This window comes from Pseudonocardia xinjiangensis, assembly GCF_012911925.1.
In the GTDB taxonomy this organism is placed as follows: domain Bacteria; phylum Actinomycetota; class Actinomycetes; order Mycobacteriales; family Pseudonocardiaceae; genus Pseudonocardia; species Pseudonocardia xinjiangensis.
On the sequence record NZ_JAAXKY010000225.1, the window covers coordinates 1 to 8,636 of the forward strand.

6 protein-coding genes are annotated in these 8,636 nt (G+C 72.2%); 1 reads left to right on the plus strand and 5 read right to left on the minus strand.

Features of this window, described 5'->3' with window-relative positions:
* Together HF577_RS35355 and gltB are read right to left on the minus strand one after the other, a co-directional pair.
* Positions 1 to 1,424 (minus strand): glutamate synthase subunit beta (locus HF577_RS35355; protein WP_169400358.1); only part of this gene is annotated, 1,424 nt, incomplete at its 3' end.
* Complete coding sequence (gltB, locus tag HF577_RS35360) at positions 1,417 to 5,964, minus strand: glutamate synthase large subunit (protein WP_169400359.1); 4,548 nt, start codon at positions 5,962 to 5,964, stop codon at positions 1,417 to 1,419. The genes HF577_RS35355 and gltB, both read right to left, overlap by 8 nt.
* 393 nt (positions 5,965 to 6,357) lie before the next feature.
* Here gltB and HF577_RS35365 point away from each other — a divergent pair, with 393 nt between their 5' ends.
* Complete coding sequence (locus tag HF577_RS35365) at positions 6,358 to 7,095, plus strand: (2Fe-2S)-binding protein (protein ID WP_169400360.1); 738 nt, start codon at positions 6,358 to 6,360, stop codon at positions 7,093 to 7,095.
* 17 nt (positions 7,096 to 7,112) lie between these two features.
* Here the strand turns inward: HF577_RS35365 and HF577_RS35370 are convergent, their stop codons facing one another.
* From HF577_RS35370 to HF577_RS35380, 3 genes are all read right to left on the minus strand, one after another.
* Positions 7,113 to 7,475, minus strand: coding sequence for an Asp23/Gls24 family envelope stress response protein (locus HF577_RS35370; RefSeq protein ID WP_312859592.1), 363 nt, complete (start codon positions 7,473 to 7,475; stop codon positions 7,113 to 7,115).
* The gene (locus HF577_RS35375) at positions 7,472 to 8,095 is read right to left on the minus strand and encodes an Asp23/Gls24 family envelope stress response protein (RefSeq protein ID WP_312859593.1); all 624 of its coding nucleotides are present in this window, start codon (positions 8,093 to 8,095) and stop codon (positions 7,472 to 7,474) included. The genes HF577_RS35370 and HF577_RS35375 overlap by 4 nt, the downstream gene beginning before the upstream one ends.
* On the minus strand, positions 8,086 to 8,636 hold a 551-nt coding region (locus HF577_RS35380; RefSeq protein WP_407692279.1), incomplete at its 5' end, for an RNA polymerase sigma factor. The genes HF577_RS35375 and HF577_RS35380, both read right to left, overlap by 10 nt.

An 8,636-nucleotide genomic window follows, 5' to 3' on the forward strand; every position in this document is an offset into this window, starting at 1 on the left:
GGGCGGGGGAGGACGGCGCGGCCGGTCAGGAACGCGTCCACCCCGGCCGCGGCGGCCCGGCCCTCGGCGATCGCCCACACGATGAGCGACTGGCCGCGGCCCATGTCGCCCGCCGAGAAGACACCCTCGACGTTGGTCATGAACTCCGCGTCACGTGCGACGTTGCCGCGCTCGTCGAGCTCCACGCCGAGGTCGGAGAGCAGCTTGCCCTTCTCCGGGCCGACGAAGCCCATGGCGAGCAGCACGAGCTGGGACGGGAGCTCCCGCTCGGTGCCCTCCACGGGAACGAACCGTCCGTTCTCGTCGCGGGTGACCTCGACCAGGCGCAGCGCCGCGAGCTTGCCGTCCTCGTCGGCCACGAACTCGGTGGTGTTCACCGAGTACAGCCGGTCGCCGCCCTCCTCGTGGGCGGACGACACGCGGTAGACCATCGGGTAGGTGGGCCACGGCATGTGGTCGGTGCGGCGCTCCGGCGGCGTCGGCATGATCTCCAGCTGCGTGACCGACGCGGCGCCCTGACGATGGGAGGTGCCGAGGCAGTCGGCGCCGGTGTCGCCGCCGCCGATGATCACCACGTGCTTGCCCTCGGCCGTGACCGGGGGAGCGTCGATGTCTCCCTGCTGCACGTGGTTGGCCCACGGCAGGAACTCCATCGCCTGGTAGACGCCATCGACCTCCCGGCCCGGCACCGGGATGTCGCGCCACGCCGTGGCCCCGCCGGCGAGCACCACGGCGTCGAAGTCGGACCGCAGCTGCTCGACGGTGACGTCCACGCCGACGTCGACCGACGTGCGGAACTCGGTGCCCTCGGCGCGCATCTGGTCGAGCCGCCGGTCGAGCCGGTGCTTCTCCATCTTGAACTCGGGGATGCCGTAGCGGAGCAGGCCGCCGATGCGGTCGGACCGCTCGAAGACCACCACGTCGTGCCCGACGCGGGTGAGCTGCTGCGCGGCGGCCAGCCCGGCCGGCCCGGAACCGATGACCGCGACCCGCCTGCCCGTGCGCACCTCGGGCACCTGCGGAGGCACCCATCCCTCGCGCCACGCGTGGTCGATGATCTGCAGCTCGATCTGCTTGATCGTGACCGCGTCACTGTTGATCGCCAGCACGCAGGCCGACTCGCACGGCGCCGGGCACAGCGTGCCGGTGAACTCCGGGAAGTTGTTCGTGGCGTGCAGCCGCTCGATGGCCTCACGCCAGTCGCTGCGGTAGACGAGGTTGTTCCACTCCGGGATGAGGTTGCCCAGCGGACACCCCTGGTGGCAGAACGGGATGCCGCAGTCCATACAGCGGCTGGCCTGCAGTTCCAGCTGGTCGTCCGGGAACTCCTCGTAGACCTCCCGCCAGTCCCTCAGGCGTAGGTCGACGGGGCGACGGGTGGGGGTCTCCCGGGGAACCTTGAGGAAACCCTTCGGGTCAGCCATGTGCGGCCTCCATGATCGCGGCGTTGACATCGCGACCGTCACGCTCGGCCGCCTCGCGGGCCTGCAGCACCCGCTTGTAGTCCCTGGGCATCACCTTCCCGAAGCGCGCCACCGCGTCCTCCCAGTCGGTGAGCAGCGCCCGGGCCACCGCCGAGCCGGTCTCGGTGTGGTGGCGCTCGACGGCGTCGCGCAGGAACTCGCGGTCGCTGTCGTCGAGCGGGTCGAGATCGACCATCTCCGGGTTGATCCGGTGTTCCGGCAGGTCGAGCACGTAGGCGACGCCACCGGACATGCCGGCCGCGAAGTTGCGCCCGATCCCGCCCAGCACGACGACACGACCGCCGGTCATGTACTCGCAGCCGTGGTCGCCCACGCCCTCGACGACGGCCAGCGCGCCGGAGTTGCGCACGCAGAACCGCTCGCCGACGACGCCGCGGATGAACATCTCGCCCGACGTGGCCCCGTAGCCGATGACGTTGCCGGCGATGATGTTGTCCTCGGCCGGGAACGGCGCCTCGGGGTCGGGGCGCAGCGTGAGCCGCCCGCCCGACAGCCCCTTGCCGAAGTAGTCGTTGGAGTCGCCGACCAGGCGCAGGGTGATGCCCCGCGGCACGAAGGCGCCGAAGCTCTGCCCGGCCGAGCCGGTGAGCGTGACGTCGATGGTGCCGTCGGGCAGCCCTTCGCCGCCCCACTTCCGGGTGACCTCGTAGCCGAGCATCGTGCCGACGGTGCGGTTGACGTTGCGTACGGGCAGGTCGAGGTGGACCTTGTCGCCGAGCGACAGTGCGCCCTCGCACAGCTGGATCAGCGTGTTGTCGAGCGCCTTGTCCAGGCCGTGGTCCTGCCCCTTGGTGCGGTGCCGCGCGGCACCGGCGGGCAGTTCGGGGGTGTGGAACACCGGCGAGAGGTCGAGCCCCTCGGTCTTCCAGTGCCGCACGGCGTCGTCGGTGTCGAGCACCTCCGCGTGCCCGACGGCCTCGGCGACGGACCGGAAGCCCAGCTGTGCCAGGTGCTCGCGCACCTCCTGCGCGATGAAGCGCATGAAGTTGACGACGTACTCCGGACGCCCGTCGAAGCGCTTGCGCAGCTCGGGGTTCTGGGTGGCGACGCCCACCGGACAGGTGTCGAGGTGACAGACGCGCATCATGATGCACCCCGAGACCACCAGCGGCGCGGTGGCGAAGCCGAACTCCTCCGCGCCGAGCAGCGCGGCGACGACGACGTCGCGGCCGGTCTTGAGCTGCCCGTCGGTCTGCACCACGATGCGGTCGCGCAGCCCGTTGGCCAGCAGCGTCTGCTGGGTCTCGGCGAGGCCGAGCTCCCACGGGCCACCGGCGTGCTTGATCGAGGAGAGCGGCGAGGCCCCGGTGCCGCCGTCGTGCCCGGAGATGAGCACGACGTCGGAGTAGGCCTTCGCCACGCCGGCCGCGACCGTGCCGACACCGACCTGGCTGACCAGCTTCACGTGGATGCGGGCCCGCGGGTTGGCGTTCTTCAGGTCGTGGATGAGCTGCTTGATGTCCTCGATCGAGTAGATGTCGTGGTGCGGCGGCGGGGAGATCAGCCCGACGCCGGGTGTGGAGTACCGCGTCTCGGCGATCCACGGGTAGACCTTGCCGCCGGGCAGCTGCCCACCCTCGCCGGGCTTGGCGCCCTGCGCGATCTTGATCTGGATGTCGTCGGCGTTGACCAGGTACTCGCTCGTGACCCCGAAGCGGCCGGACGCCACCTGTTTCACGGCGCTGCGCCTGCTGTCGCCGTTGGGGTCGGGCGTGTAGCGCTCGGGGTTCTCGCCGCCCTCGCCGGTGTTGGAGCGGCCGCCGAGCCGGTTCATCGCGATCGCGAGCGTCTCGTGCATCTCCTGCGAGATGGACCCGTAGGAGATGGCGCCGGTGCCGAACCGCTTGACGATCTCCTCGACCGGCTCGACCTCGTCGATCGGTACGGGCGGGCGTACGCCCTCCTTGAACCGGAAGAGGCCGCGCAGCGTCATGAGCCTGCCGGCCTGCTCGTCGACCTGGCGGGTGTACTCCTTGAAGATCTCGTAGCGGCCCGAGCGCGTGGAGTGCTGCAGCTTGAACACCGTCTGCGGGTTGAACAGGTGCAGCTCGCCGTCGCGGCGCCACTGGTACTCGCCGCCGGTCTCGAGCGCCTTGTGCGTGCGGCGCACGCCGTCGGCGGGGAAGGCCCGGCGGTGCTGCTCGAGGACCTCCTCCGCCAGCACGTCGAAGCCGACGCCGCCGAGCCGGGAGGTGGTGCCGCGGAAGCAGGCGTCGATCACGTCCCTGCCCAGCCCGACGGCCTCGAAGATCTGCGCGCCGGTGTAGGACGCCACCGTGGAGACGCCCATCTTGGACATCGTCTTGCGCACGCCCTTGCCCAGCGCCTTGACCAGGTTCTTCGCGGCGGTGCGCGCGTCGACGCCGGGGATGTCGCCGCGGTCGGCGAGGTCCTCGACCGTGGCCATCGCCAGGTACGGGTTGACCGCCGCGGCGCCGTAGCCGATGAGCAGCGCGATGTGGTGGACCTCGCGGGCGTCGCCGGACTCGACGATCAGGCCCACCCGGGTGCGGGTGCGTTCGCGCACGAGATGGTGGTGCACCGCGCCCGTGAGCAGCAGCGACGGGATCGGCGCCCAGTCGGCGTCGACTCCGCGGCTGGACAGGATGATGAGCCGGGCCCCGTCGGCGATGGCCTCGGACACCTCGGCCCGGATCTCGTCGAGCCGGTCGCGCAGCCCCTTGCCGCCGTCGGCGGCGGGGAACAGCCCGCGCACCGTGTGCGAGGCGAACCCCGGGAAGTCGCCGTCGTCGTTGATGTGGATGATCTTGGCCAGGTCGTCGTTGCCCAGTACCGGGAACGGCAGCACCACCGTGCGGCAGTTTGCGGGCCCGGCGTCGAGCAGGTTCTGCTCCGGGCCGAGCAACGACCGCAGCGACGTCACGAGCTCTTCGCGGATCGCGTCCAGCGGCGGGTTGGTGACCTGGGCGAACAGCTGCGTGAAGTAGTCGAACAGCTGCCGCGGCCGCTGCGAGAACGGGGCGAGCGGCGCGTCGTTGCCCATCGAGCCGATCGGCTCGGCACCCGAGCTCGCCATCGGCTTGAGGAGGATGTTGAGCTCCTCCTCGGTGTAGCCGAAGGACTGCTGGCGCAGCGTCAGCGCGGTGTGGCTGGGCATCTCGCGCTCCCGCGGGGCGAGGTCCTCGAGCCGGATCAGCCCGGCGTGCAGCCAGTCGGCGTAGGGGTGCTCGGCCGCCAGCGCGCCCTTGATCTCGGCGTCGTCGACGATCCGGCCGGCCTCGGTGTCGACGAGGAACATCCGGCCCGGCTCCAGGCGGCCCTTGCGCACCACGGCCGACGGCTCGACGTCGAGCACACCGACCTCCGACGCCAGCACGACGGTGCCGTCCTCGGTGATCCAGTAGCGGGCGGGCCGCAGGCCGTTGCGGTCGAGGACGGCGCCGATCTGGGTGCCGTCGGTGAACACGACGAGCGCGGGACCGTCCCACGGCTCCATCAGCGTGGAGTGGAACTCGTAGAAGGCCCGGCGGGACGGGTCCATCTCGTGGTGGTTCTCCCACGCCTCGGGGATCATCATCAGCACCGCGTGCGGCAGGCTGCGACCACCCAGGTGCAGCAGTTCCAGCACCTCGTCGAACGTGGCCGAGTCGCTGGCGTCCGGGGTGACGATCGGGGAGAGCCGGGAGAGGTCGCCCGGGATCAGCTCGGACTCCAGCAGCGCCTCGCGGGCGGCCATCCAGTTGCGGTTGCCGCGCAGCGTGTTGATCTCGCCGTTGTGCGCGACGTACCGGTACGGGTGCGCGAGCGGCCAGGCGGGGAAGGTGTTGGTGGAGAACCGGGAGTGGACGACTGCCACGGCGCTCGTGACGCGCTCGTCGGACAGGTCGGGGTAGAACGCCTCGACCTGCGGCTCGGCCAGCATCCCCTTGTAGACGATGGTGCGCGGCGACAGGCTGGGGAAGTAGGTGCCCGTGGCGTGCTCGGCGCGTTTGCGCAGGCAGTAGGTGCGGCGCTCCAGCACGATGCCGGTGGGGGCGGCGTCGCCCTCTTCGACGCCGGCCACGAACAGCTGGCGGAAGCTCGGCATGGCGGCGCGGGCGCTCGGCCCGATGTCGGCGGCGTCGGGGTCGACGGGCAGCTCGCGCCAGCCGAGGACCCGCAGGCCCTCCTCGGCGGCCAGCCGGTCGATCTCCGCGACGGCGGCCTCGGCCTTCCCGGCGTCGACGGGCAGGAACGCGGTGCCCACGGCGTAGGTGCCTTCGGGGGGCAGCTCGAAGTCGACGACCGCGCGGAGGAACTCGTCAGGGACCTGGATGAGGATGCCTGCGCCGTCGCCGGTGTTGACCTCGGCGCCGCGCGCACCACGATGTTCCATCCGCAGCAGTGCCGTGAGCGCTTTGCGGACGATGTTGTGGTCGCGGCGACCGGCGAGGTCGGCGACCATGGCAACGCCGCAAGCGTCGTGCTCGAACTCGGGGGCGTAGAGCCCCGCCGAGGTACCCGCTGGGTTCACAGCCATGAGTGCCTCTCCTGTCGTCTCGGTGCGCAGCCCGACACATGCATCGGGACGACGTGGTGGTAGGAAAAACCAACGTAACGGACCAGTCCGACTCACTGCCTGTTCTGGCATGGACGGCTCCGCGGCGCAGCGTCCTCACCCGGTTGTCGCCCGGGAGCCGACACGACGGCCGAGCGCCGTCGTGGGGCGTCGGCCGGCTCTTGCGCACGCGCGCGAGCGCACACGGCAGCGGGTGCGGGATCGCTTCCGCTAATGTCGCATGGCAATGCGGCGATTCGCCAGTAAGAGCTGAAGTGACCACTGTGACCAGCGCAGGAAGCTTGGTTTCGGGCATCCAGCAGGTATTGTGTCTGGCTCGTTAACGACCCGTGGCCGTCCCGGCACACTGCGATGATGACCGCGCGTGCCGTGCTGGCCGACGTCGCCGCACTCGGCCCGTTCTTCACGGTGGCCACCGAGCCGGCCGAGGGCGTCGACCCCTCGTGGCGCCCCTTCGTGGATCTTTACACCGACCCCGGCCCCCTGCACGAGCGCATCGCCTATGTGCGCCGCGCACTCACCCCGACGGACGCGTCCGATCAGGTGGACGCCGCAGTGGCCGCGTCGATCGCGTTCCAGGGGCTGGCCGCCCTCCTGGTCTCGGCGCCGTTCGGCGCGGCGGTGCTGCACGGGGAGCTGCCGGAGCTGACGCCGCAGGCCCTGCACTGGCGGCCGTCGGCGGGCGGCCCGTGGCCGCTGTGGTGCTCGGCGCCCGAGACCGTGCCCGTGCCCGGGCCGGACGAGGCGGCGGTCGCGCTGGCCGCTCTGTTCGAGCAGCACCTGGAGCCGCTCGTCGCGGCGGTGCGCGCGCAGGTGCGGATCTCCGAGCGGGTGCTGTGGGGGAGCGTGGCCTCGTCGGTGGCGGGGGCGAAACGGCTGGTCGGGATGCAGCGCCCGCAGGCCGCCGAGCGGGCGGCCGAGGTGGCGGGGCGGCTGCTCGCGGCCGGTCGGCTGGCCGGCACCGGCGAGCTGCTCCCGCCGGTGGGTCCCGACCGGTACTGGTCGTTCCGGCGCCGCAGCTGCTGCCTGTACTACCGCGTGCCGGGCGGCGGCCTGTGCGAGGACTGCGTGCTGCACGTCCGGCGGCGCTGACGCCGACGGGCGGGAAATCAGTCGAGCAGGACGTCGGCCACCGTGACCCGCACCGTGACGTCCAGCCCCGTGTAGGCGCGCACCTCGGCCGCCACGTCCCGCTGCACCGCCACGGCGAGGTCGCGGCAGTTGTGTCCCAGCCGCGTGACGACACTGACCGCCACCTCGACGGACGGCCCGTCCACCGTGACGCTCACCCCGTCCACCGGGAGTCGGGAGCGGTCGTGCCCGAACACCGTCCCCGCGATCCCGAGCAGGGCCTGGGGCAGGTCGGGCCGCAGCGCGACGACGCCGGGCACCAGCCGGGCCCGGTGGGCCGCCACCCGGGCCACCACCGCGTCACCGACGTGCAGGTGCACCGGAGGGTCCTGCTCGGTCACGGCCGTTCCTCCCCGAAGAGACCGGCCCCAGGGAGATCGGCACCGAACAGATCGACCACGTCGATGTCCACCCGCCGCACCGGCACCCCGAGCGCCTGCTCGCCCGCCGCGATCACCATCTGGCGCACCCTGGCCGTGACCGACATCAGGTCGATGCCGAACCGCGCGGTGACGCTGATGGTCACGTCGGCCGCGTGCGCCTGCGCTCCCGCCTCGCCGAGCTGCTCGATGCGGCAGCTGCGGGCCCGCAGGCCGTCCATCCGGTCGACGACGTGGCGCAGCACGGCCGCGGCGGCCGGGCGGCTCAGCCGCACCGGTCCGTGCGGCGACGGCAGCGTCAGCAGGTCGTGCGGGCGGAGCTCGGTGAGCACGGCCGCCATTACGCGGTCCATCGTCGAGGACGGCGGCTCCAGCTCCTCCGACGCCATGCGGTGCACCACCGCGTCGAGGCCACGCGCGTCGGCGAACGCCGCGCCGCAGTGCGGGCAGTCGCGCTCGTGCTCGTCAGGTGCGGTCCCGGCCGCCGCCCGGTCCCAGGCCAGCGCCGCATCGCGGCCGCAGCCCAGCCGGGGGACGGAGTCGTCCGGGCCGTCCGCCGAGGAGCCCCCGTTCACCGCCACGGTCGCATCACCTCCGCCAGCTGCACCCGCGCGCGGTGGATCCGGCCGCGCACCGCATCCTCGCTCGCCCCGGTGATGTGGGCGATGTCGGTGTACCCCAGCCCCTCGAGCTCGCGCAGCACCCAGCAGACCCGGAGCTCGTCGCGCAGGCCCCGCAGCGCCTCACCGAGCGCGGCCATCCCGGCGTCCACCTCGACGCTGCGCTCGGGGGAGTCGGACGCGGCAGCCGACTCGTCGAGCCGGTCGACGGGCACCGGCCGCCTGGTGCGCAGCACGCTCATGCAGCGGTTGGTGACCACGCGGTACATCCACGTGGAGAAGGCCGCGTCGCCCCGGAACCTCCCGATCCGCCGCCACGCGTCGAGCAACGCCTCCTGGAGGGCGTCCTCCGCCTCGCCCGGGTCGCCCAGCACCCGCACCGCGAGCCGGTAGAGCGCAGCCTGGTGCCGGCGGGCGAGGATCTCGAAGGACCGGACGTCGCCCTCCTGGGCGCGCACCACCAGCGTGGGCTCGTCCAGCTCGGCGGTGCGCGGTGCCGGCC

What these genes read in the sequence shown, in the direction of transcription:
- gltB (WP_169400359.1), bottom strand. Translation starts at nt 5,964, where the DNA reads ATGGCTGTGAACCCAGCGGGTACCTCGGCGGGGCTCTACGCCCCCGAG.
- HF577_RS35365 (WP_169400360.1), top strand. Translation starts at nt 6,358, where the DNA reads ATGACCGCGCGTGCCGTGCTGGCCGACGTCGCCGCACTCGGCCCGTTC.